Origin of the sequence: Klebsiella sp. JN_Kp121, assembly GCF_040062145.1 — a bacterium.
GTDB lineage: Bacteria > Pseudomonadota > Gammaproteobacteria > Enterobacterales > Enterobacteriaceae > Klebsiella > Klebsiella aerogenes.
The window spans coordinates 20,080-42,004 of record NZ_JBEAHX010000001.1 but is presented as its reverse complement, the minus strand read 5'-3'; the positions used below and the strand labels follow the sequence as shown (position 1 = coordinate 42,004).

Here is a 21,925-nt window from a genome sequence, read left to right as displayed (position 1 = left end):
CCTATGAATCTGATTAAGAGTATTTCATCCATCGCCAGTTCATCGGTGCTTTCGCAGCTGATCGGCGCCTTTTCGGTCTGGCTTATCTCTCATCGCTATGGGATGGCGGAGGTCGGCCATTACGCGATGATCTACAGCAATGTACTGATCGGCGCGCAGGTCTGTACCTTTGCCTCGCAGTTGCTAATCCCCCGTCAGGAGGATCACGAGCTTGGGCAAAACGTGGTGTTCTGCCTGCTGCAGAGTCTGCTGATGGCCCTCCCCTGGGCGGTCATCACCGGGCTTATCTTCGAACTTAACATTGCGTTTCTCTATTTGCTGACCTTTGGCTATGCGCTGGTGCTGGTGGCGGAAAACCTTTCCCTGCGCGGCGGTAACTATCCTTTCCTGACCTTCCAGCGCATTGCGGTGTCGCTGGTGGTCGCTATTGCGCTGCTGGTGATGCCCAACCCAACGCTGTTTTATCTGGCGTGGATGGTCGGCATCCTGCTGCTGCTGGTCGCCTGCCTGATTCGCCTGTTTAACTTCAAAAGCTTAACGTTGCGCCACTTTTCGATTGCGACGAATGTACGTTTTTTACGCGAGCACTGGCAGCATATCAGCCGCGTCGGCAGCGCCGAGGTACTGGCGATGGCCAGTAATAACCTGCCGACGATGCTGATTAACATCTGGTTCTCGCCGCTGGTCGCCGGCTACTTTTCGGTGGTCAGCCGTTTCTGCCTGTCGCCGGTGATGATTATCGGTAACGCCGTGCGCAACTCCATCTTTTCTAAATGGTCGATGGATTTTCGTAACCGCACCTTTAACTATCCGGAATATAAAAAAGTTCGCCTGCTGCTGCTGGGCGCCGCCGCGGTTTGCATCCTTGGTATCTGGATTTTCTATCCGCTGGTGATGCGCCTTGGCTTTAGCGAGGAGTGGCTGAATTCGATCCCCACCTCGCGCTACATGCTGCCTTATCTGTTCGCCGCGCTGGCGGTCAGCCCGCTGACGGTGATCGAACTGATCTTCGGCTCCCGGCGCTACTTTTTGCGTATTCAGATTGAGCAGTTGCTGATTATCGTCATCGCCTTCATCGCCTTGCCGTACTTTGGCGTCAGTTATGAAATCGCCCTGCTGGCCTTCTCGTTCCTGACCTTCGCGCGTTACTTGTTCATTTTGCTCAAAATGAATCAGCGGGCGAAAACGCTTTCGCTGCAGGAGCAGAAAATATGCAGCTAAACACCGGCCGCTATCTCGAAGCCTATGCCCTGATGACGCTGGTGTTCTGCGGTACGGTCCAGTATTTCACCGGTATCGCGGCCGTGCTGTGGCTGCCATTTTTTCTGGTGCTGGTGATGGCGGTGCTGCTCCTGATGCAGAGCCGCCCGCAGCCGCTGGCGCTCACCGGGCGGGAAAAGCTAATACTGGCGCTGTATCTGACCTTTATCGTACTCGGACTGGTCTCAACGGTACTACAGTCAGGGGTCGTCACCGCCATCGTCGGCTTTAAAAACGAGCTGGCGCTCTCGCTGCTGATGTTTTGCATGCTGCTGGGGATGTTTAGTGAATCACAGCTGTACCGTCTGACGCGGCTTTTCTACTGGATCTACTATGTGCAGATCCCGGTCGCTATCTATCAGGTGATTTTCGTGGTGCCTAAACGGGTGGCATTTCGCGGCGAAGATGAGAAATGGGACTCGGTGGTCGGCACTTTCGGCGGCGACCCGATGGGCGGCGGCAACACCGCGGCGATGGGGATGTTCTGTCTGCTGATCATGCTCATGAAAGTGTCAGAGTTTAAGCACGGCATCTGCTCATTTAAATCGCTGGTGATCCACATCGCGCTGGGTTTCTTCCTCTGCGTGGTGGGGGAAGTAAAATTCGTCATTCTACTGTCACCGTTCCTGCTGGCCCTGCTGTGGATCCTGCCCGGCTACGTGAGCGGCGTGAGTAAAGTTAGCCTGCGATCGCTGCTGATCATCGCCGCCGGCATGGCGCTATTAATTTTTGTCGCCATTACCGTGTTGGCCTCCAACTATTCCTCGGCCTTCGGCGGCGACCCGACCAAAAGCGCGCTGTCGGTGTTTATCGATTCACTGGGCTATATTTTTGATACTAACTACATTATGCCCAGCGGCGAACTGGGGCGTTTTACCACCCTCTTCTTCTGGCTGCAGCATAACGAACTATTTGGTCCTGGCGGCATGCTGTTTGGTTACGGTCTTAACGCCACCAACAGCGGCAGTACCGTCTCGCCGGGCTATATCGGCGTCTGGTATCACCTGATCCTCGATTCCACCGCCTTAAGCATGCTGCTGTGGGAAGTGGGGATTATCGGCATCATTCTGTTCATTGGCACCATCGCCTCCATCCTGGTCGCCATGCGGCCGAAAGAGACCTTTTCGCGCCACGATCTCAAGCTTGAGGATCTGCAACTCCTTAGCGCGGCGCCGGCGTTCTACGTTTTTGTTATCGGCTGTCTGCTCAGCCTGCCCTACAGCCAGATCCTGATGATCATTCCCATGCTACAGTTTTTATTATGGTTATCCCTTGGGGCGCTGATTGTCATCCACCGCGCTGTCCGTCTTAACTCCGGTACCCACTATGAATAAAACGCCATCCATTACCGTCAGCATCAAGACCCTGAACGAAGCGCAGGGCATCGAGAAAACGATCGATAGCGTGCGCAAACAGCTGCAACCGTACCCGCATCAAATCATCGTCGCCGACAGCTTATCAACGGATAACACCCGCGAACTGGCTATCGCGAAAGGCGCGATGGTGGTGTGTCTGGATAACGCCGCCGACCGCTGCTGCGGTATCGGCCACCAGCTGGGCTGGCTGTATAGCGAAGGCGATTATCTGCTGCTGCTGGATGGCGATATGGAGCTGGAGCCGGGCTTTCTGGATACCGCGGTCGAATTCCTGGAAACGCATCCGGAGTACGCGGGAGTCGCCGGCAGCGTCGAGATGGATGATGCCTCTAACTATGAGTTCAAATCGCGCAAGCAGCGCCTGCATCTGATCTATCCACAGGGCGACACCGATCATCTGGGCGGCGGCGGCCTGTATCGTCGTGAAGCGATCGCGAAAATCGGCTATCTGACCAACCTCAACCTGCACGGCTACGAAGAAGCGGAGCTGGGCATTCGTTTACAAGCAGCAGGTTACAAACTGCATCGCCTGGCGGCACCCTACTTTAGCCACGCTTCTTACACCATGCCAACCTTTAAAATGCTGGCCTACCGTTGGAAGAACGGCTTTCTGTGGGCGCCGGGCGAGTTGCTCCGAAACTGCTGGGGTAAAGCCCATTTCCCGGCGGCGCTGCGGATTGTACGTAATGAGCTGCTCTTCACCCTCTATCTGCTGGTTTTACTGATTTGTCTACTGACCTTCAATGGCAAGGTTATCGCCATTGCCCTGCTGCCGCTGCTGGCGTTTATCGCTCTGAAGGCCATTAAAAATAAATCGCTGCGCGATGGCGTGCAGAGCGCGATTAACTTATCGCTATTTTCAGCGGGGCTGCTGCGCGGGGTGATTAATTCAGTGCGCGATCCGATGAAACGCCCGGCGGTGACCGTCTCGAATCCACAGCATATTGATACTGAAAATGAAAATTCTCTTCGTTAACAAATTCTTCTTTATCAAAGGCGGCGCGGAAACCGTTTATTTTCAGGAGCGCGACGCGATGCTGCAAGCCGGCTACCAGGTGGTCGACTTCAGCATGCTGCACGCGGAAAATAAACCGTCGCCGTGGGAGGAATTTTTCGTCCATAACGTCGATTACCACGACAGCCACGGCCTGATGAGCAAAATCAAAGCTGGGGTGGACTTTATTTATAATGCCGAGGCCTGCGCGAAGCTCAACACGCTTTTGTTGCGCGAGCGGCCGGATATTGTTCATTTTCATAATATCTATCATCAGCTTACGCCTGCCGTTATCGGCGTGGCGAAACGCTTTGGCTGCAAAACGGTACTCACCGCCCACGATTACAAAATCGTCTGTCCTTCGTACACCATGCTGCGCGATGGTCATGTCTGCGAAGAGTGTCTGACCGGGTCAGTGATCAACGCTTTTCGTCACCGCTGCCAGCAGGGCGATACTTTCAAAAGTCTGCTGCTATCGTTGGAAGCCTACTGGCAGAAGTTCGCCAAAAATTACGCCATGCTCGACTGTATCATCGCTCCAAGCGAGTTTATGCGCCAGACCCTGCTGCGTAAGCTGCCCGACGCCCGCATTGAAGTGATCGTCAACGGTATTGATGCCAATAGCACCATGCCCGGCGAAACTGCGGGCGACTATTTTCTTTATATTGGCCGTCTGAGCCGGGAAAAAGGCGTACCGACGCTGGCGCAGGCGCAGCAAAAAATGCGGGAGGCGATGCCGCTTAAGATTGTCGGCGACGGCCCATTGGGCGCAGACCTGCGCGCGCGTTTCAGCGGCCCGCAGTTCCTTGGCTATATGAAACACGGCGAGGAGCTGAATAACCTTATTCGCGGGGCCCGCGCGGTAGTCGTCCCCTCTGAATATTATGAAAACTGCTCCATGTCGGTGCTCGAAGCCATGGCTTTTGGCCGCCCGGTGATCGGCGGCAATATTGGCGGTATCCCGGAACAGATCCGTGACGGCGTCGACGGCTATCTGGTTGAACCCGGCAATAGCGACGCGCTGGCGCAACTGATGGACAAACTGGCTGCAGACCCTGAGCTGGCCCGCAATATGGGAATTAACGCCCGCCAGCGGCTGGAAGAAAAATACGATCTCGCCCGCCACATGCAGGTGCTGCAGGCGCTTTATGAACAACTTGTCGGGGAGAAAAAATGACCATCAACGTCACGGTATTAGGCACGCGCGGGATCCCCGATGTGCAGGGCGGCGTCGAAACTCACTGCCAGAATTTATACCCGGAAATCTATCGCCAGGGCAGCGCGGAAGTCTGCGTGATCGCCCGCTCGCCCTATGTGAACTACCGACGTAGCGAATATCAGGGCGTTAAACTCAAGAGTCTGTGGGCGCCGAAAAGCCGTAAATTCGAGGCTATTATTCACTCGGCGCTGGCGGCGTTCAGTACCTTATTCGACGGCTCCAACGTGGTTCACGTTCACGCCGTCGGCCCCGGCCTGGTGGTGCCGTTGCTGCGTCTGCTGGGAAAACGCGTCGTCTTTACCCATCATGGCCCGGATTACGATCGGCAGAAATGGGGCCGGATGGCCAAAGAGATGCTGCGCCTTGGCGAAAAATGGGCGGTGAAATACGCCAATGAAGTGATCGTCATTTCCGAGGTCATCAATAATCTGATTAAGCACAAGCATGGCCGCCATAACGCCCATGTTATCTACAACGGCGTGCGCCAGGCCGACCTGCCTCCTGCGGATCGGCAGGCGGAGATCCTCGATAAATACGGTCTAAAACCGGGCCAGTATATCGTTGCCGTGGCCCGTTTTGTCGAAGAGAAAGGACTGCACGATCTCGTTGCCGCCTATGCCGCCGCCGGGTGTTCGGTACCGCTGGTGCTCATTGGCGATGCCGACCACGCCGATGAATATAGCGAACGCCTGAAGCAACAGGCGACCGCCACGCCAAACGTCATCCTCACCGGCTTTATCAGCGGCGCGCCGCTGCATACGCTGTTCTCGCAGGCCGGGCTATTCGTGCTGCCCTCTTATCATGAAGGATTGCCGATCGCGCTGCTGGAGGCCATGTCGTGGTCACTGCCGGTGGTGGTCAGCGACATTCCGGCCAACCTTGAAATTGGCCTGCCGCCAGCGGACTACTTTCCCGTCGGCAACGTTCCGGGTCTGACGCAGAAACTGCAACAATGGGTCGCAGGAGAAAAAGCGGATTACAGCCAGTTTATGCCAAAGTACCGCTGGCCGGAAATCGCCGCGCAAACCGCGCAAGTCTATCAGCGCTTAACGTAAGCAGGTTACTCGTGCCGAAATCTACAGCAGAACTGGTGGTCGAGCGCTTCTATGCCGCGCTTGACCAGGAGGTTGAAACCTCATTAACCGCGGAGCAGAAACGGGGAATCGAGCAGGCGTTGGTGCGCGCCAACCTGGCGTCACGCCATCGCATCGATTTTCGCCACAGCTTTCCCTTCCTGCATCGCCGCTATTTCGTGGTATTTCTTTTTGGTCGGGATCTGCGCAAAGTTTCGCGCGAAAGCACTCTGTTCGGACGCATCTTCGCGACGCTGCTGATTACGCTTGGCGTGGTGTTCGCCCTGCTGTCGATCCTACTGGCGCTCTATATGTTGAAATCAGCGTTAGGCATTGATGTATTTAAAAATTTCCACGTCGGTATCTGGACGTGGTTTGTTAATCTTCATGACCACATGACAAAGTGAATTGAGTATGGCGATATTATCTCTGCATAGCGCTCCTCTGTTTCGCGCCCTGCTACTGGCCAGCGCGCTGGCGTCAGCATCCGTTGGCGCGCAAACCACGGTCATCACCCCGCCTCCTTTCGATGGCCTGCTCACCAATCCGGGCATCGGCGTCGCCAGCTTTCATGATGGCTATGGTGAAAAACCGACCCGCGCCGAGTATCCCGATACTGGTTTTGAGTACGATCGCTTCTACTGGAGCGAGCTGGAACCACAGGAAGGTATCTACAATTTCGCGCCGATCGATAATGCTTTTAGCGTCGCCGCCAGCCATCAGCCAACCATGAACGTCGGCCTGCGGGTAATGGCGCTCGACGAGCCGCAAACGGGATCGAAAATTCCCGACTGGCTGATCGCCAAAGGGATCAAAGGACAGTGGGTCGCCGACGGTAAATCCTTCGTGCCGGATCTCAGCGATCCAACTTTTATCACCTATGCGCAGAAACTGCTGAATGCCCTCGGTCAGCGCTATGACGGCAATCCGGAACTGGCCTTTATCGATATCGGCATGGTCGGCTCCTGGGGCGAATGGCACAACTCCAACTTTAGCGAGATTCCGCCGTTAATGGAGAAGTACACGCCGGAGCAGCTCAATCGCTATGTTGATATGCATTTCGATAGCTTCCCGAAAACGCCGAAAGTCATGCTGATTAGCGGCGGCGATTCGCTGGCCTGGGCCAGCCGCCGCGGCGCGGGCTGGCGGGCGGACTGCTGGGGCGACTGGCATAACTTCTCCAGCGAATGGAGCCATATGCGCGATGATTATCCGCAGCGTCTGGCCGCCGCTGAGGCCGCGGCGCCGGGGTTTGTCGATAGCTGGAAACGGGCGCCCGTCAGCCTTGAGATCTGCGGCTATATGAGCGAATGGCAGAGCGTACAGCACTACACGCGTGAAGAGGTGCAGGCCACCTTCGACTGGGCGCTACAGCAACACGCCAGCAGCCTGAACCTGAAATCACGACCGATTCCGCCGGAATACCGCGATATTGTCGATAAAGCCTTACTGCGAATCGGCTACCGTTTCCGGGTCAACAAACTCGCCTTCGAAACGCCGGTTAAGGCTGGTAAGCCGTTAGCGGTCAGTGTTACCTGGCGTAATGATGGCGTCGCCCCAGCCTACCTGTTCTACCCGGTACAATGGCGCGTGGTCAACGCCGCCGGCGCCACGGTTACCCAGGTAAAAACCCAGGATGACGTGCGCCGCTGGCTGCCGGGGGAGATGCAAAGCACTGTCACTCTGACGCTACCCGCCTCGCTACCCGCCGGCGATTACACGTTGCAGACCGCCATTACCGATGCCCAGGGCAAGCCGCGGCTGCTGCTGGCCAACCAGGGTAAAACCGCCGACGGCTGGTATCAACTGACCACCTTTTCCCTTAAGTAAACGGAGAATTCATGCCTAATGCCATCAGCCAGGTCCGCCGCGAGATCAAACATACCGGCAGTATGAAGGCGAAAATCGCGATTCTGCTCTATCGCCTCGCGACGATGTATCGCAGCCGCAACCCGTTTTACAAGCTGCTCGGCATGCCATTCGTTATTCTCAATAAACTGATTAACGAGTGTCTGTTTTGCGTCGAACTACCGTGGCAAACGCGGATCGGCTACGGGTTGAGGCTGTTCCATCCACACTGCATCGTCCTCAACCGCGGCACCGTCATCGGTGAAAACTGTATCCTGCGTCAGGGAGCCACCATCGGCAGCCTGACGGATAGCGAAGGCCGCGAAGGGGCAAGCCCGGTGATTGGCAATAACGTCGAATTCGGCGCCCACGTGGTGGTCATCGGCCCGGTGACGTTGGGTGATAATGTCAAAATTGGCGCGGGTACCGTGGTGACGAAAGATCTGGCCGCCGGGCAGGTAGTGGTCGGCCAGCCATTCCGGGTGTTGTCAACTCATCGCGAAGTGCAGGAATAACGGCTGAAGCGCCGTGACCTGATGTCAAGTATCATCGTTGGCGGTCATCCGCTTCCCGCGGCAGGAAGCGGATGCCAAAAGCCGGGTTTACGCGCGCAGGCGAACCGGTTCGCTGAAATCGTCAGCCGGTTCGAGTTTCAGATTGAACGTTGCCAGCAGAGCCGCAGCGCGCTCGTGGAACTCACGCAGCGTTTTTTCGAGTCTTTCACGAACCTCGGGATCGTCGATGTCGACCGCTTGCCAGTCACCCTCTTTATCAAACAGGCCGAACTGGTAGCTATAAGTGAAACGAGATTCCTGTGCTTCCATTTCCATCCACCAGCCCCAGAATTCACGCTTCTCCGGCGCTGGTTTAACGTTGACGCAAACTGCCAGGCAGTCGAAAAAAAAGCGGTTCTCTTCACACTGCCCTTCACGGATATAGGGGCCTAGCGCCGTGAATTTTTTAATCAGCTTACTTTTCAGGTGTCCACTCGGTAACGTCATTGCGATCTCCTTTAGTGATGCAACTGTTTTACCAAACCAATAAAATTTAGCAATATATTAACCAAATCTATGGTTGATCCAGCGGGCAATCTGACGCAATGCGTGATCGAAATTACGGTAAACCGGCTTAAACGGTATCTCCAGCAGCTTGCCATCCGCCGAGGAGGAGGTGATTAACCGCGACTCCTCTTCGGGGCTAAAGGGATCGTCTTTCCAGTAGCCGGAGAGCATCGGCGTAGGGCAACGGCGGCCCAGCAAGCCCTGAGTTTTTAATGAATAACGGTTAAGTTCGACGCGCAGCGCTTCGTCGGAAGCATCGTGCATGCCAAGACGCGATGCCAGCACATCGAGGAACATCTCCGGCACCCGCGCCATCAGCTGCGGATCCACCAGCAGGTTGTGCACCACCGGCCCCAGACAGGCCACCGCCTTCAGCCGCTGCGACTCCAGATACCCCAGACGAACCGCAATATTGGCGCCGAAGCGGAAACCAAATGCCGCCACCCGGGTATGGTCAACCCAGGGGACATTCTGCAGATGCTGTAGCACGTACTGATGCAGCATGCTGGTGTCCTGGCTCAACGTCCACTTGGTTGAGAAACCGATGGACGGCATGTCCAGCGTCAGCATGGCGATCCCCAGCGGAGCAAAATACTTCTCATACAGGCTGTAATAATCGGTTTGCAGCGAATCCAGACCGCCGCACATCAGCACCGTCGGAAACGGGCCTTCGCCTTTCGGCATATGCAGGAAGCCCGTCACCGGGGCGCCGCCGGGGATAGCGAATTCCAGTTCCCGCAGCTCGCCCGGCAGACGTTGCGCCGCCTCTTCATAGGCGCGATTGGCCAGCGTCTGCGCCTGATCGGCCAGCCCATCGCCCTTGATATGCGGGTAGGCGGCGATGCTATAGAGGTTGGAGGCGTGCAACCAGTGGCGACCGCTCTGCAAAGGATCGGCTTCCTGAGTCGCTTTTTGCTGCCACATCATCGCTTGTTTAGTCCACTCATACACCCAGTTGCCGCCGCGATAGCCAATCACCGTATCGTAGAGCTCCGGGTCAGAGCGCTCGGCATCGCTCATCACGATGCGCGCCTGGACATCCCATATCTCCTGCGGCGAGACGCCGCGCCAGATCCACATCAGGCGATTGATTAAGCGATACCAGTGATCGACGTGATTACCGCTCAGCGCGGTCTGCATGCCCTGATGCTGGCCGGATGAAAACCGACGGACCAGCGTTGAGGTTTCCGGGTATTTGAATCGGGGTTTAAACAACGTTTCGCTAAGGTTAGCCTGTGACATGTGCCGCCTCCATCATGTTGCTGCTTTCGCTATTGTAACCCGCGTCAGGGTAAAAAAAACCACGCCCGGCATAACCGGGCGTGGTAATTATTCACGATTGGCGGGAATTAACGGCCAGCGATTGGCGGGACGAAGACGACGCCCATATCCCACGGCTGTTCAATCCAGGTATCCTGCGGGATATCAACCACATAATCATCAACCAGCGGACGGCCCGCCGGCTTAGCGAAAATGGTGACAAAGTGTGCTTTAGGATACATTTCGCGAATAGCGACGGCGGTGCCGCCGGTATCGACCAGGTCATCAATAACGATGAAACCTTCGCCATCGCCTTCAGCGCGCTTCAGTACTTTCAGTTCGCGCTGGTTGTCGTGATCGTAGCTAGAGATACATACGGTATCAACATGACGAATACCCAGTTCACGCGCCAGTAAAGCTCCCGGTACCAGACCGCCACGGCTAACGGCAATGATGCCTTTCCATTGTTCAACCGGCAGCAGACGGCTTGCCAGTTTGCGGGCGTGAATCTGCAACATGTCCCAGGTGACGACGTATTTTTCGCTCATGTGAATTGTCCCAGCCTGTGTATAACGGCTTAAATATTGTTCGAGGGGGAAAATGGTTGCGCGAGATTATAGAGACCTGACGCGCTAAAAACCAGTATTAAGCGCCTCCGGCAACGCTTTTTGCGTGCTTTACACTAGCAGAGCGCGCGGAAAGTGGTATTCTCAACCACATCGCGCAAGCCCGAGCTTGTAGTGAATCTTATTGCTAACCCTCGACCTGTAAACGACTTTTGCAGGTGACTGTAAGGAGACTCATCGTGTCTGAATTGTCTCAATTATCCCCGCAACCGCTTTGGGATATTTTTGCCAAAATTTGCTCCATCCCACACCCGTCCTATCACGAAGAACAGCTCGCCGAGCACATCATGGGTTGGGCAAAAGAGAAAGGCTTACACGCGGAACGCGACCAGGTTGGCAACATTCTGATTCGTAAAGGCGCGACTGCCGGTATGGAAAACCGCAAGCCGGTAGTTCTGCAGGCGCACCTCGATATGGTGCCGCAGAAAAATAACGATACCGTCCACGACTTCACTAAAGACCCGATCCAGCCGTACATCGACGGCGAATGGGTCAAAGCGCGCGGCACCACCCTGGGCGCGGATAACGGCATTGGTATGGCCTCCGCGCTGGCGGTGCTGGCCGACGATAGCGTTGCCCACGGCCCGCTGGAAGTGCTGCTGACCATGACCGAAGAAGCCGGTATGGATGGCGCGTTCGGTCTACAGGCCAACTGGCTGCAGGCGGATATCCTGATCAATACCGATTCGGAAGAAGAAGGCGAAATCTACATGGGTTGCGCCGGCGGTATCGATTTCACCTCTAACCTGGCGCTGACTCGCGAAGCGATTCCAGCCGGTTTCCAGAGCTTTAAACTGACCCTGAAAGGCTTAAAAGGCGGCCACTCCGGCGGTGAAATCCACGTCGGCCTGGGCAACGCTAACAAGCTGCTGGCGCGCTTCCTGGCGGGCCATGCCGATGAACTGGATCTGCGTCTGGTCGATTTCAACGGCGGTACGCTGCGTAACGCTATCCCGCGTGAAGCCTTCGCGACCGTCGCCGTCGCCGCGGACAAAGCGGATGCGCTGAAAGCGCTGGTGAATACTTACCAGGATATCCTGAAAAACGAACTGGCGGCCAAAGAGAAGAATCTGGTCGTCCTGCTGGAAGCGGTCGCGAACGATAAAGCGGCGCTGACTCAGGCTTCCCGCGACGGTTTCGTGCGCCTGCTGAACGCGACGCCGAACGGCGTGATCCGCAACTCCGACGTCGCCAAAGGCGTGGTTGAAACTTCGCTGAACGTCGGCGTCGTCACCATGACCGACGACAACGTACAGATCCACTGCCTGATTCGCTCGCTGATCGACAGCGGTAAAGACTATGTCGTCAGCATGCTGGATTCGCTGGGCAAACTGGCCGGGGCGAAAACCGAAGCCAAAGGCGCTTACCCAGGCTGGCAGCCGGATGCCAACTCTCCGGTTATGCACCTGGTGCGCGAGACCTATCAGCGTCTGTTCAACAAGACGCCGAACATCCAGATTATCCACGCTGGCCTGGAATGCGGTCTGTTCAAAAAACCGTATCCGGATATGGACATGGTCTCCATCGGCCCAACCATTACCGGCCCGCACTCCCCGGATGAGCAGGTTCATATCGAGAGCGTCGGCCAGTACTGGACGCTGCTGACCGAACTGCTGAAAGCTATTCCGGCTAAGTAAGCCCTATACCGGCGGCGCTATGCCGCCGGTTGTGCCTCCGGCCCCGGTGATGACCTGTTTTGTCGGGTGGCGGCTAACGCCTTACCTGACCTACGCCGGCTACAGTAATGTGCAGTTTGGTAGCCCGGATAAGGCGCAACGCGCCGCCGGGCAATAACCGCGGGTAAAGAGCCACTTTCGCGCCGGATGGCGGCTACGCCTTATCCGGCCTACGGTTCGTGGCCTCTACCCTGTACCCGTGGCTACTGAAACTGCCGGTGTTGGTGGCCTCAAAATCGCTGAGACGTTCCCGGCAGGCCGGGGCAGCCCGCATGGATGCGGGCTGAGGGCCGTGTTTTGCACGGACGCTGCCTCGGCCCGACCCGAAGCCTGCAGGGATAAGTCGAAGGTACCACGAAGTGGCGATTTTGGTGGCCAGAGCCCGGGGGTACAGGCGGCGGCGGCGACTGGCCGCCCCCTGTGCGCTCCCTGCGCCAGGAAAGCCATAACGCAGAAGAAATATCGGGAGCGCAATGTGCTCTGAATTAACACAAAACACGTGTTTTTCCCGGACCAAAAAAGTCGCAAACCGATAACAGTATCTATTCAGCCTTACCCGAACCGCGTTTTTCCATTCGATAGTTGGTGAACCTCTCTCCACGCGATTCTACTCGCTGCTCAGCGACGACACGAAATCCCTGACGAAGAAAACTGGATCGTGCCGTTATGCTCGCATCAACCGACAATATCTTTCCCGAAAGGCTGGCGCAGACCGCCCCGATGAGCGCATGACCGATTCCACGACGGGTATAATCCGGCGAGACGAAAAAGAGGTCGATATAATCATTAACAACAGTGATAAATCCAACCGGCTGATTATCAATAACCGCCACCAGCACTTGCGAATCGGCAAGTTTCTGCCGCCAGCGGGATTCATCAACCTGCGCCCAGGCGGCAATTTGCGCGGGAGAATAATCCCGGCTGGCGGTCTCTTTAACCGCACGCAAAAAAATGGCGCACAGCGCCGGAAAATCATCTTCTAAATACGCCCTGATCGTTAACATCGTTAAAGTCCAAGTACCAGTTGTCGTTCGAGCTGTGGGTCGAGCAGCGTCACGTGTAACCCCACCAGCCGCACGCCGCGGCTGCCCCGACGCTCAAGCCAGGCGTTGCGCGCGGTCGCGATTAAATCCTCTTTGTTTAACCGCGGCCAGACGTGCTCCTGAGTAGTGAGCTGGAAATCGTTAAACTTCAGTTTGATGCCCTGACGCGCGATCAGTAGATCCGGTTTTACCTTCGCCAGACGGCGTTCCAGCTCGGGATAGAGATTTTCGATAATCGCTTCGCAGTCTGACCACTCGTGAATATCTTCCGCCAGAGTGCGCTCAACGCCGACCGATTTACGCTGACGATCGTTATGGATTTCGCGCTCGTCAATGCCGTGGCTGCGCTCCCACAGGATACGGCCAAACTTACCAAAACGTTTAAGCAGCATCGCCAGATCGCTGTTTTGCACGTCGCCACAGGTACGCAGCCCCATATTTTCCAGCTTCGCCGCCGACACCTTCCCGACGCCGGGAATTTTCGCCAGCGGCAGAGACCGCACAAACTCCGCCACCTGATGCGGGGCAATGACGAACTGGCCATTCGGCTTGTTCATATCTGAGGCAATTTTAGCGAGGAATTTTACCGGCGCCACGCCCGCTGAAGCGGTGAGATTCAGTTCACGCTCGATGGTCTGGCGGATCTCCTGGGCCATCAGCGTGGCAGAGCCGTGGCAGTGTACGCTGTCGCTCACGTCAAGGTAGGCTTCATCCAGCGACAGCGGCTCGATTAACGAGGTATAGCGGGAGAAAATTTCGCGGATGTGGTTCGAGGCTTCTTTGTAGGCATCAAAGCGCCCCGGCAGCAGCGTGAGGTGCGGACACAGTTTAAGCGCCGTCGCCGTCGGCATCGCGCTGCGCACGCCAAACTTACGCGCAGGATAGTTCGCGGTACTAATCACGCCACGTTGTACCCGACTGCCGCCGATTGCAATGGGGATATCGCGCAACGCCGGGTTGTCACGCATTTCCACCGCTGCGAAGAAGCAGTCCATATCGACATGGATAATTTTACGCATCGCCTTGCCCAACACTGTATACCCATACAGCATAGCAAAACTACACGCAAATTTTATTCTTTTTTTAATTCAACCGCCAAAAAAGCTGTTACAACATAAAAGTGAAACAAATCACCTTTATTTTCATACATTTAAATAATGAATCAGGAAGATACAATCATGAAGAAAATACTCACGGTACTCTGTCTGCTGGCGACCGGCAGCGTTTTCGCCAATCCGCAGCTGATTGCCCACCGCGGCGGTACCGGCGATGCGCCGGAAAACACCCTACCGGCCATCAAACTGGCGCTGGAAAACCACGCGCAGGCCATCTGGGTCACGGTACAGCTAAGCCGCGATGGCGTACCGGTACTCTATCGCTCAAGCGATCTCTCCGCCCTGACCAACGCCGAGGGCAAGGTCTCAAGCTTAACCGCCGCCGAGCTGGCAAAAGTCGATGCCGGCTGGAAATGGGGCGATGACAACCATCCGTGGCGCGGCAAGCAGGCCACGATCCCGACCTTACAAAGCGTGCTGCAGCAGTGGCCGCAGACCTTCTTCTACATCGATATAAAATCACCGGATGCCGATCCGGCGGTGATGGGCGAACGCCTGCTGGAGGTGTTAAAAAATACCCATAGCCTCGACCGGGTACGGGTTTATTCCACCGAAGACCGCTATATCGCCGCTCTGCCGCAACCGATCCCCCGCTTTGTTAGCCGCAGCGAAACCCGAACCAGGCTTGCAAACGTTTCGCTCAGCCACCAGTGCCAGCAAGACAGCCAGCGCGACGGCGATAAGTGGTACGGGCTGGAACTAAAGCGCAAGGTGGAGGTAGTCGAGAAGTTTACCCTTGGTGAAGGTGTTTCTCCGGCGACGCTCACCTGGGATAAAGAGGCGATGGATTGCTTCCGCTCGCAGGGCCAGGCCCACATCATTTTCTTCGGCATCAATAGCGCGGAAGATTATCGAACGGCGAAAGAATTAGGCGCCGACGGCGTGATGGTGGATTCTCCGGCGCAGGCGAAAAACTGGCAGTAAGATAAAAAAGGCCGCGAAAGCGGCCTGAAAAACGCAAGCGTAGCGCCGTCGGCGCATTAGAGAATGCGCTGCTGCTGGCGCTGCGCCTCGCGGGCGAGACGTTTCTTACGCGCATCGCACGGTTCCGGACAGTCGCAGACTTTCTCCAGCCCCAGCGAGGAGATCCCGCCGCAGCTGCCTTGAATACTCTTACGCTTCACCAGGTAGCCCAGGGACATGCCGAGGATCACCAGCGCAAAAATCACAAAGGTCGCGACAAATACCGTCCACATCATCAGCCTCCAAAGTCGTCGAGCATGATGTTCTCATCTTCGACGCCCAGGTCTTTGAGCATTTTAATCACCGCGGCGTTCATCACCGGCGGCCCGCACATATAGAACTCGCAATCTTCCGGCGCCGGATGGTCGCGCAGATAGTTTTCATACAGAACATTATGGATAAAGCCCGTATGCCCGGTCCAGTTATCTTCCGGCAGCGGATCGGAGAGCGCGACGTGGAAGGTAAAATTGGGGTTTTCGCGCGCCAGCTGTTCAAACTCATCGTCATAGAACATTTCACGCAGCGAACGCGCGCCGTACCAGAAGCTGATTTTACGCGTGCTGTGCAGGCGCTTAAGCTGGTCAAAGATGTGTGAACGCATCGGCGCCATGCCCGCGCCGCCGCCGATAAACACCATCTCGGCGTCGGTCTCTTTGGCGAAGAACTCGCCAAACGGCCCGGAAATCGTCACCTTATCGCCAGGCTTCAGCGACCAGATATAGGACGACATAATCCCCGGCGGCGCATCCGGTACCTTCGGCGGCGGCGTGGCGATACGCACGTTGAGCATAATGATGCCCTCCTCTTCCGGGTAGTTAGCCATCGAGTAGGCGCGCAGGGTCGGCTCTTTCACCTCAGAGACATAGCGGAACAGGTTGAACTTGTCCCAGTCTGAGCGATATTCATCGGGAATATCAAAGTCGGCATAGGCCACTTTATGCGACGGGCATTCGATCTGAATATAACCGCCGGCGCGGAACGGCACCGCTTCACCATCCGGCACCCGTAATTTGAGCTCTTTAATGAAGGTCGCTTTGTTATCATTAGAGATAACCTCGCACTCCCATTTTTTCACGCCGAAAATCTCTTCCGGCAGCTCAATTTTCATATTCTGCTTCACCGCCACCTGGCAGGCCAGGCGGCACCCTTCTTTGGCTTCGCGTTTGGTGATATGCGAAAGCTCTGTCGGCAGAATATCGCCGCCGCCTTCTTTGATGGTCACCCGGCACTGGCCGCAGGAGCCGCCGCCGCCGCAGGCGGAAGAGACGAAGATACCGTTGCTGGAGAGCGTGTTCAGCAGTTTGTCGCCCGCCGGCGTGCGGATCTGTTTATCCGCTTCGTTATTGATTTCAATAACCACGTCGCCCGCGTTCACCAGCTTCGAGCGCGCCACCAGGATAAGCCCCGACAGGACCAGCACGATCAGCGTGAACATCACCACGCCAAGAATAATTTCCATACTTTTCCGCCCTTATAGCTGCACACCGGAGAATGACATAAAGCCGAGCGCCATCAGTCCGGTGGTGATAAAGGTGATCCCTAACCCGCGCAGACCGGCGGGCACGTTGGCGTACTTCATTTTTTCGCGGATTCCCGCCATCGCGACAATCGCCAGCATCCAGCCGATGCCGGAACCAAAGCCGTAAACAATCGATTCCGGGAAGTTGTAATCGCGCTGCACCATAAACGACACGCCGCCGAAAATGGCGCAGTTAACGGCGATAAGCGGCAGGAAGATCCCTAACGCGTTATAGAGTGCCGGGAAGTACTTATCGAGGATCATCTCAAGTATTTGCACCAGCGCCGCAATCACCCCGATAAAGGTAATGAAGTTAAGGAAACTGAGGTCTACGCCTTCCATCAATGCGCCGTCGCGCAGCACCAGGTTATAGACCAGGTTGTTGATCGGTACGGCAAGACCCAGCACCACCGTGACCGCAACGCCGAGGCCAAACGCGGTGGAGACCTTTTTCGACACCGCGAGGAAGGTACACATCCCGAGGAAGAAGGCCAGCGCCATGTTCTCAACGAACACCGCGCGGACAAACAGGCTAATGTAATGAGCCATGATCGGTTACTCCTTTTCCTGCTGTTCAGGCTTCCAGCTACGCAGGGCCCAAATCAGCAAACCGATAATGAAGAACGCGCTCGGCGCCAGCAGGAACAGGCCGTTCGGCTGATACCAGCCGCCGTTCTGCACCGTTTCCAGTACGGTGATACCGAACAGCTTACCGCTGCCGATAAGCTCGCGCAGGAAACCGACGATAATCAGGATCGCGCCGTAACCGAGACCGTTACCGATACCATCCATAAAGCTGGCCAGCGGCGGCGATTTCATGGCATAAGCTTCGGCACGCCCCATCACGATACAGTTCGTGATGATAAGCCCGACGAACACCGACAGCTGCTTAGAGGTCTCATAGGCGAAAGCCCGCAGCAGCTGATCCACCACGATAACCAACGAGGCGATGATCGCCATCTGCACGATGATGCGCACGCTATTGGGAATATGGTGGCGAATCATAGAGATAAACATGCTGGAGAACGCCGTTACCAGCGTCACCGCAATGGTCATCACGAAGGCGGTTTCCAGTTTGGTGGTCACCGCCAGCGCGGAGCAGACGCCGAGCACCTGCAGGGCGATGGGGTTATTGGCGATAAGCGGCCCCACCAGCACGCGCTTCACCTCTTTCATATCGCTCTGTTCAGCCATTATTCAGCTCTCCCTCACGAACCTTTTTCAGGAACGGACCAAAGCCCAGTTCGCCCATCCAGAAATCAAAGCTATGCTGCACGCCGTTTGACGTCAGCGTGGCGCCGGATAAACCGTCAACCGCGTGGAGATCGCCTGCGCGCGCGCCGCCTTTTACCACCTTCAACGACGGCATGCCGTTGTCATCCAGCACCTGCTTACCGACAAACTGCTGACGCCAGTTCGGGTTTTCCACCTCGCCGCCCAACCCCGGCGTTTCGCCCTGATCGTAGTAAGTAATGCCTTTCACCGTACGCCCATCGACGTCCAGCGCCACGAAGGCGTACATCATTGACCACAGGCCATTGCCATAGATAGGCAGCACGACTTCCTGAATCTGCTGCTGCGCGTCACGCACCAGGTAAATTTCCGCCAGGTTGCTGCGGCGTTTAATCCCGGCCGGATCCTGGCTGGCGTCGAGCGCGATACTCTGCTGCGGATCTTTCAGCGCCTGAGCCTGATTAAATTTGCCCGGGTCTTTATCCAGCAGTTCGCCGGTCGCCAGATTGACCAGCCGAGGGGTAATGCGCGCGGCGAAGGTTTCCGCCACCGCGTCAGCATCCATCCCCTGCTGCATCAGGCCGGCGACGGCCAGGATATTGCGCTGTTTATCCAGCGCGCGTTGTTCCTGCTGACGTGACTTGAGGCCCACGGCGGAACCAGCAACCACAATGGAGCACACCAGACAAAGCACCAGCACCACCAGCAGCGTTTTGCCGATGCTATCGTTACTTTTCTTCTCAGCCACGCGACTTCCTCCGCTTGATATTGGCCTGCACCACCAGGTAATCGAACAGCGGCGCAAAGAGGTTGGCGAACAGAATCGCCAGCATCATCCCTTCCGGATAGGCCGGGTTGACAACGCGAATCAGCACGCACATCACGCCAATCAGCAGGCCGTAGCTCCATTTACCTTTATCGGTAAAGGAAGCCGATACCGGGTCAGTCGCCATAAACATCATGCCGAAGGCGAAACCGCCGAGCACCAGATGCCAGTACCACGGCATCGAGAACATGGGGTTGGTATCGGAACCGATGAAATTAAACAGCGTGGCGGTGGCGATCATACCGACCATCACCCCGGCGACGATGCGCCAGGAGGCGATACGGGCAAAGATAATGAACGCGCCGCCGATGAGGATCATCAGCGTCGACACTTCGCCAATCGAGCCGGGAATATTGCCAAGGAAGGCGTCCATCCAGCTCACCGGGATGCCGGTGGCGACGTTAACCAGCGCTTCACCGCCGCCGCTGGCCCACTGGGAGAGCGGCGTCGCGCCGGAAAAACCGTCCGCCGCCGTCCATACCAGGTCGCCGGAAATCTGCGCCGGGTAGGCAAAGAACAGAAACGCGCGCCCCGCCAGCGCCGGGTTGAGGAAATTGCGCCCGGTGCCGCCGAAAATTTCTTTGGCAATCACCACGCCGAAGGAGATCCCCAGCGCCGCCTGCCATAGCGGCATCGTTGGCGGCACAATCAGCGCGAAGAGAATCGAGGTAACGAAAAAGCCTTCGTTGATCTCATGTTTGCGCACAATCGCGAACAGCACTTCCCAAAAACCGCCGACGATGAATACGGTCAAGTAGATAGGCAGGAAAAATACCGCCCCCAGCGTCATCATGCTGAGCCACCCGGCATCGGCGCTGAAGCTCACCCCTAACCACTGGGCAACGCTATAGTGCCAGTTGTTGGCAATCACCTGCTGTAACTGTTCGGCGCCGTAAAGCTTGTGCAGCGCCGGAATCGTCTGCAAGCCGACGTTATACATGCCCCAGAACATCGCCGGGAACACCGCAAACCAGACGAGGATCATCATCCGCTTGAGGTCGATGGCGTCACGTACGTGCGCCGCGCCGCGGGTGACTAAACCCGGGGTGTAGAAGATCGTCGCCGCCGCTTCATACAGCGGGTAATATTTTGCTAACTTGCCGCCGTGCGTGAAATGCGGCTCAAGTTTCTCAATCAGGTGCTTTAAGCCCATCTCTTATCCTTCCTGCTCAATCTGGGTTAACACGCTGCGCAGCGCCGGGCCGTATTCATATTTGCCCGGACAAACGTAGGTGCAGAGCGCCAGATCTTCTTCATCCAGCTCCAGACAGCCCAGCGCCTGGGCGCTATCGCTATCGCCGGCAAGCAGATCGCGCAGCAATATGGTGGGCAGAATATCCAGCGGCATTACCCGCTCATAGTTGCCGATCGGCACCATCGCCCGCTCGCCGCCGTTAGTATCAGTGGAGAAATTAAAGCGCTTGCGCTTAAAGAAATGACCAAGGGTGGTACGGGTAATCGAGAACTTCTCTTTGCCCGGCATCACCCAGCCAAATAGCTCTTTTTCGCGGCCTTCTCTGACGACGCTGACCTGCAAATGGTAGCGCCCGAGGAAGGCGTGAGGGCCGCAGGCGTGAGTGCCGCTCAAGACTGAACCGGAAATTACCCGGTTTTCATCATCCACCAGCTCGCCCACCAGCAGTTCATCGAGGCTGGCGCCAAGACAGGTTTGCAGCAGCCGCGGCTGTTTTACCTGCGGGCCGCCAAGGGCAATGACGCGTTCGCTGTACAGCTCGCCGTCGAGGAACAGTCTGCCGATGGCGATGACCTCCTGATAGTTGAGATGCCAGACCTGTTTGCTCAGGCTGACCGGCTCAAGGAAGTGAATGTGCGTACCGGCAAGCCCTGCCGGATGCGGGCCACTAAACTGGTTGAATGTCACCTGCCCGGCGGGATGGCCGCCCAGCTTGCCGCCGCTGGCCTGACAGACGTGGACTTTACCGTCCGTCAGGTGCGTTAGCACCGTCAGACCGGCATCAAAGGCTTCACGCTGGGCCAGGATAATCGGCTGCGGTTCAGCCGCCAGCGGGTTGGTATCGATAGCAGTGACGAAAATAGCCGCCGGAACGCTACCCGGCGCGGGAATTTTGCTGAAAGGACGGGTACGAAACGCCGTCCACTGCCCGGAGTCCAGCAGCTGTTGCTGCACCGCTTCCCGTGGCAAATCATTAAGATCTTCTAATGCATAGCGGGTAAACGACACCGCCTCATTGCTGCCGTCGATATCAATCACCACCGATTGCAGCACCCGGCGCTCGCCGCGATGAATGGCGCTGACCACCCCACTGGCTGGCGCGGTAAAACGTACCCCGGCGTTCTTTTTATCTTCGAACAGCACCTGGCCTTTTTGCACCCGATCGCCTTCGCTCACGGCCATCGAGGGGCGCATGCCGACGTACTCCTCGCCGAGCAGCGCGACGCGTTTCACCGCAGGCCGGGGCGAGATCTGCTGTAATGGCATGCCAGCTATGGGCAAATCCAGCCCTTTCGTGATTTTAATCATATCGTTAGCAGGTATCCGTAACCTAAACCCCGGCTCAAGCCGAGGCCAGCATTATTGATGGAATATCAGAATAAGAAAGGAATAGCGGTGCCTCGGGGGCACAAGACGGGAGAGAAGCATCCTTTCTTACCCTGGTCATAAACGGCGGGAGTGTAACATTTTGTGAGTGGCAGAAGTAGGAAAAGCGCCAATAAGTGCTTCTAAAATGCGAGCTATTGCGCAAAGTTCTCACTGCGCTTTGCGGCAATATTCGCTATAAAGGAACATTAAATTGTAAACGCAGCCACACCGTGCTTGCGAAAAACTGCCGTGATGCTAATGTGAGCGCTC

The 21,925-nt window shown here is 56.5% G+C and carries 23 protein-coding genes; 11 read left to right on the top strand and 12 right to left on the bottom strand.

Annotation, left to right across the window (positions count from 1 at the left end; translation table 11 throughout):
• The first annotated feature begins 3 nt into the window (after positions 1 to 3).
• The 8 genes from ABLU86_RS00220 to ABLU86_RS00185 are packed head-to-tail and all read left to right on the top strand — an operon-like array spanning position 4 to position 8,285.
• Positions 4 to 1,221, top strand: coding sequence for a capsular polysaccharide biosynthesis protein (locus tag ABLU86_RS00220; RefSeq protein ID WP_015704485.1), 1,218 nt, complete (start codon positions 4 to 6; stop codon positions 1,219 to 1,221).
• Positions 1,212 to 2,594 carry a hypothetical protein gene (locus tag ABLU86_RS00215; protein WP_020079551.1) on the top strand — a complete coding sequence of 461 codons (1,383 nt, stop codon included), beginning with the start codon at positions 1,212 to 1,214 and terminating at the stop codon, positions 2,592 to 2,594. The genes ABLU86_RS00220 and ABLU86_RS00215 overlap by 10 nt, the downstream gene beginning before the upstream one ends.
• The gene (locus ABLU86_RS00210) at positions 2,587 to 3,612 is read left to right on the top strand and encodes a glycosyltransferase (RefSeq protein WP_015704483.1); all 1,026 of its coding nucleotides are present in this window, start codon (positions 2,587 to 2,589) and stop codon (positions 3,610 to 3,612) included. The genes ABLU86_RS00215 and ABLU86_RS00210 overlap by 8 nt, the downstream gene beginning before the upstream one ends.
• On the top strand, positions 3,593 to 4,807 hold the full coding sequence (locus ABLU86_RS00205; protein ID WP_020079552.1) for a glycosyltransferase family 4 protein: 1,215 nt from the start codon (positions 3,593 to 3,595) through the stop codon (positions 4,805 to 4,807). Before ABLU86_RS00210 ends, ABLU86_RS00205 begins: the two co-directional genes overlap by 20 nt.
• Entirely contained in the window at positions 4,804 to 5,904 is a 1,101-nt protein-coding gene (locus ABLU86_RS00200) for a glycosyltransferase family 4 protein (protein ID WP_015704481.1), read from the top strand. Before ABLU86_RS00205 ends, ABLU86_RS00200 begins: the two co-directional genes overlap by 4 nt.
• An 11-nt stretch (positions 5,905 to 5,915) precedes the next feature.
• Positions 5,916 to 6,329, top strand: a complete 414-nt coding sequence (locus tag ABLU86_RS00195) for a hypothetical protein (RefSeq protein ID WP_015704480.1) — start codon at positions 5,916 to 5,918, stop codon at positions 6,327 to 6,329.
• A 7-nt stretch (positions 6,330 to 6,336) separates the two neighbouring features.
• Entirely contained in the window at positions 6,337 to 7,752 is a 1,416-nt protein-coding gene (locus ABLU86_RS00190; RefSeq protein WP_348796059.1) for a DUF4832 domain-containing protein, read from the top strand.
• An 11-nt stretch (positions 7,753 to 7,763) separates the two neighbouring features.
• On the top strand, positions 7,764 to 8,285 hold the full coding sequence (locus ABLU86_RS00185; RefSeq protein WP_348796060.1) for a serine acetyltransferase: 522 nt from the start codon (positions 7,764 to 7,766) through the stop codon (positions 8,283 to 8,285).
• Between the two features lie 87 nt (positions 8,286 to 8,372).
• Here the strand turns inward: ABLU86_RS00185 and crl are convergent, their stop codons facing one another.
• The 3 genes from crl to gpt form a co-directional block, all read right to left on the bottom strand.
• Entirely contained in the window at positions 8,373 to 8,771 is a 399-nt protein-coding gene (gene crl, locus ABLU86_RS00180; RefSeq protein WP_015368042.1) for a sigma factor-binding protein Crl, read from the bottom strand.
• A gap of 57 nt (positions 8,772 to 8,828) precedes the next feature.
• Positions 8,829 to 10,073, bottom strand: a complete 1,245-nt coding sequence (gene frsA / locus ABLU86_RS00175; protein WP_015368041.1) for an esterase FrsA — start codon at positions 10,071 to 10,073, stop codon at positions 8,829 to 8,831.
• Between the two features lie 107 nt (positions 10,074 to 10,180).
• Positions 10,181 to 10,639: a xanthine phosphoribosyltransferase gene (gpt, locus tag ABLU86_RS00170; protein WP_002889733.1), complete on the bottom strand. Its 459-nt coding sequence runs from the start codon at positions 10,637 to 10,639 to the stop codon at positions 10,181 to 10,183.
• 257 nt (positions 10,640 to 10,896) lie between these two features.
• On the opposite strand from gpt, the gene pepD reads away from it, so the two are divergent.
• Positions 10,897 to 12,354: a cytosol nonspecific dipeptidase gene (gene pepD / locus ABLU86_RS00165; RefSeq protein WP_015368040.1), complete on the top strand. Its 1,458-nt coding sequence runs from the start codon at positions 10,897 to 10,899 to the stop codon at positions 12,352 to 12,354.
• A 19-nt stretch (positions 12,355 to 12,373) separates the two neighbouring features.
• The gene (locus tag ABLU86_RS00160; protein ID WP_072205692.1) at positions 12,374 to 12,511 is read left to right on the top strand and encodes a hypothetical protein; all 138 of its coding nucleotides are present in this window, start codon (positions 12,374 to 12,376) and stop codon (positions 12,509 to 12,511) included.
• Between the two features lie 424 nt (positions 12,512 to 12,935).
• Here ABLU86_RS00160 and ABLU86_RS00155 read toward each other — a convergent pair whose 3' ends face one another.
• Both ABLU86_RS00155 and dinB read right to left on the bottom strand, forming a co-directional pair.
• Entirely contained in the window at positions 12,936 to 13,397 is a 462-nt protein-coding gene (locus ABLU86_RS00155; RefSeq protein ID WP_348796061.1) for a GNAT family N-acetyltransferase, read from the bottom strand.
• A gap of 2 nt (positions 13,398 to 13,399) precedes the next feature.
• Complete coding sequence (gene dinB, locus ABLU86_RS00150) at positions 13,400 to 14,455, bottom strand: DNA polymerase IV (protein WP_015704475.1); 1,056 nt, start codon at positions 14,453 to 14,455, stop codon at positions 13,400 to 13,402.
• A gap of 159 nt (positions 14,456 to 14,614) precedes the next feature.
• Between dinB and ABLU86_RS00145 the strand changes: the two genes are divergently transcribed.
• The gene (locus ABLU86_RS00145; protein ID WP_348796062.1) at positions 14,615 to 15,475 is read left to right on the top strand and encodes a glycerophosphodiester phosphodiesterase family protein; all 861 of its coding nucleotides are present in this window, start codon (positions 14,615 to 14,617) and stop codon (positions 15,473 to 15,475) included.
• A gap of 56 nt (positions 15,476 to 15,531) precedes the next feature.
• Here the strand turns inward: ABLU86_RS00145 and nqrM are convergent, their stop codons facing one another.
• Genes nqrM through ABLU86_RS00110 form a run of 7 tightly spaced genes read right to left on the bottom strand, consistent with a single transcriptional unit; the run spans position 15,532 to position 21,595 of the window.
• On the bottom strand, positions 15,532 to 15,747 hold the full coding sequence (gene nqrM, locus ABLU86_RS00140) for a (Na+)-NQR maturation NqrM (protein ID WP_015368113.1): 216 nt from the start codon (positions 15,745 to 15,747) through the stop codon (positions 15,532 to 15,534).
• Between the two features lie 2 nt (positions 15,748 to 15,749).
• Positions 15,750 to 16,973, bottom strand: coding sequence for an NADH:ubiquinone reductase (Na(+)-transporting) subunit F (nqrF, locus tag ABLU86_RS00135; protein WP_015368114.1), 1,224 nt, complete (start codon positions 16,971 to 16,973; stop codon positions 15,750 to 15,752).
• 12 nt (positions 16,974 to 16,985) lie between these two features.
• Positions 16,986 to 17,582 carry an NADH:ubiquinone reductase (Na(+)-transporting) subunit E gene (gene nqrE, locus ABLU86_RS00130; protein ID WP_015368115.1) on the bottom strand — a complete coding sequence of 199 codons (597 nt, stop codon included), beginning with the start codon at positions 17,580 to 17,582 and terminating at the stop codon, positions 16,986 to 16,988.
• A 6-nt stretch (positions 17,583 to 17,588) separates the two neighbouring features.
• Entirely contained in the window at positions 17,589 to 18,227 is a 639-nt protein-coding gene (locus tag ABLU86_RS00125; protein WP_002889716.1) for an NADH:ubiquinone reductase (Na(+)-transporting) subunit D, read from the bottom strand.
• Entirely contained in the window at positions 18,220 to 19,014 is a 795-nt protein-coding gene (locus ABLU86_RS00120; protein WP_015704472.1) for a Na(+)-translocating NADH-quinone reductase subunit C, read from the bottom strand. The genes ABLU86_RS00125 and ABLU86_RS00120 overlap by 8 nt, the downstream gene beginning before the upstream one ends.
• A complete protein-coding gene (locus ABLU86_RS00115) occupies positions 19,007 to 20,245 on the bottom strand; it encodes an NADH:ubiquinone reductase (Na(+)-transporting) subunit B (protein ID WP_015704471.1) in 1,239 nt (412 codons plus the stop codon). Before ABLU86_RS00115 ends, ABLU86_RS00120 begins: the two co-directional genes overlap by 8 nt.
• 3 nt (positions 20,246 to 20,248) lie before the next feature.
• Entirely contained in the window at positions 20,249 to 21,595 is a 1,347-nt protein-coding gene (locus ABLU86_RS00110; RefSeq protein ID WP_348796063.1) for a Na(+)-translocating NADH-quinone reductase subunit A, read from the bottom strand.
• Between the last annotated feature and the right edge of the window lie 330 nt (positions 21,596 to 21,925).

Excerpts from the sequence above, each read along its gene's own strand:
- ABLU86_RS00220 (WP_015704485.1), top strand. The coding sequence starts at position 4 with ATGAATCTGATTAAGAGTATTTCATCCATCGCCAGTTCATCGGTGCTT.
- ABLU86_RS00215 (WP_020079551.1), top strand. The coding sequence starts at position 1,212 with ATGCAGCTAAACACCGGCCGCTATCTCGAAGCCTATGCCCTGATGACG.
- ABLU86_RS00210 (WP_015704483.1), top strand. The coding sequence starts at position 2,587 with ATGAATAAAACGCCATCCATTACCGTCAGCATCAAGACCCTGAACGAA.
- ABLU86_RS00205 (WP_020079552.1), top strand. The coding sequence starts at position 3,593 with ATGAAAATTCTCTTCGTTAACAAATTCTTCTTTATCAAAGGCGGCGCG.
- ABLU86_RS00200 (WP_015704481.1), top strand. The coding sequence starts at position 4,804 with ATGACCATCAACGTCACGGTATTAGGCACGCGCGGGATCCCCGATGTG.
- ABLU86_RS00190 (WP_348796059.1), top strand. The coding sequence starts at position 6,337 with ATGGCGATATTATCTCTGCATAGCGCTCCTCTGTTTCGCGCCCTGCTA.
- ABLU86_RS00185 (WP_348796060.1), top strand. The coding sequence starts at position 7,764 with ATGCCTAATGCCATCAGCCAGGTCCGCCGCGAGATCAAACATACCGGC.
- crl (WP_015368042.1), bottom strand. The coding sequence starts at position 8,771 with ATGACGTTACCGAGTGGACACCTGAAAAGTAAGCTGATTAAAAAATTC.
- frsA (WP_015368041.1), bottom strand. The coding sequence starts at position 10,073 with ATGTCACAGGCTAACCTTAGCGAAACGTTGTTTAAACCCCGATTCAAA.
- gpt (WP_002889733.1), bottom strand. The coding sequence starts at position 10,639 with ATGAGCGAAAAATACGTCGTCACCTGGGACATGTTGCAGATTCACGCC.
- ABLU86_RS00160 (WP_072205692.1), top strand. The coding sequence starts at position 12,374 with ATGCCGCCGGTTGTGCCTCCGGCCCCGGTGATGACCTGTTTTGTCGGG.
- ABLU86_RS00155 (WP_348796061.1), bottom strand. The coding sequence starts at position 13,397 with ATGTTAACGATCAGGGCGTATTTAGAAGATGATTTTCCGGCGCTGTGC.
- dinB (WP_015704475.1), bottom strand. The coding sequence starts at position 14,455 with ATGCGTAAAATTATCCATGTCGATATGGACTGCTTCTTCGCAGCGGTG.
- ABLU86_RS00145 (WP_348796062.1), top strand. The coding sequence starts at position 14,615 with ATGAAGAAAATACTCACGGTACTCTGTCTGCTGGCGACCGGCAGCGTT.
- nqrM (WP_015368113.1), bottom strand. The coding sequence starts at position 15,747 with ATGTGGACGGTATTTGTCGCGACCTTTGTGATTTTTGCGCTGGTGATC.
- nqrF (WP_015368114.1), bottom strand. The coding sequence starts at position 16,973 with ATGGAAATTATTCTTGGCGTGGTGATGTTCACGCTGATCGTGCTGGTC.
- nqrE (WP_015368115.1), bottom strand. The coding sequence starts at position 17,582 with ATGGCTCATTACATTAGCCTGTTTGTCCGCGCGGTGTTCGTTGAGAAC.
- ABLU86_RS00125 (WP_002889716.1), bottom strand. The coding sequence starts at position 18,227 with ATGGCTGAACAGAGCGATATGAAAGAGGTGAAGCGCGTGCTGGTGGGG.
- ABLU86_RS00115 (WP_015704471.1), bottom strand. The coding sequence starts at position 20,245 with ATGGGCTTAAAGCACCTGATTGAGAAACTTGAGCCGCATTTCACGCAC.
- ABLU86_RS00110 (WP_348796063.1), bottom strand. The coding sequence starts at position 21,595 with ATGATTAAAATCACGAAAGGGCTGGATTTGCCCATAGCTGGCATGCCA.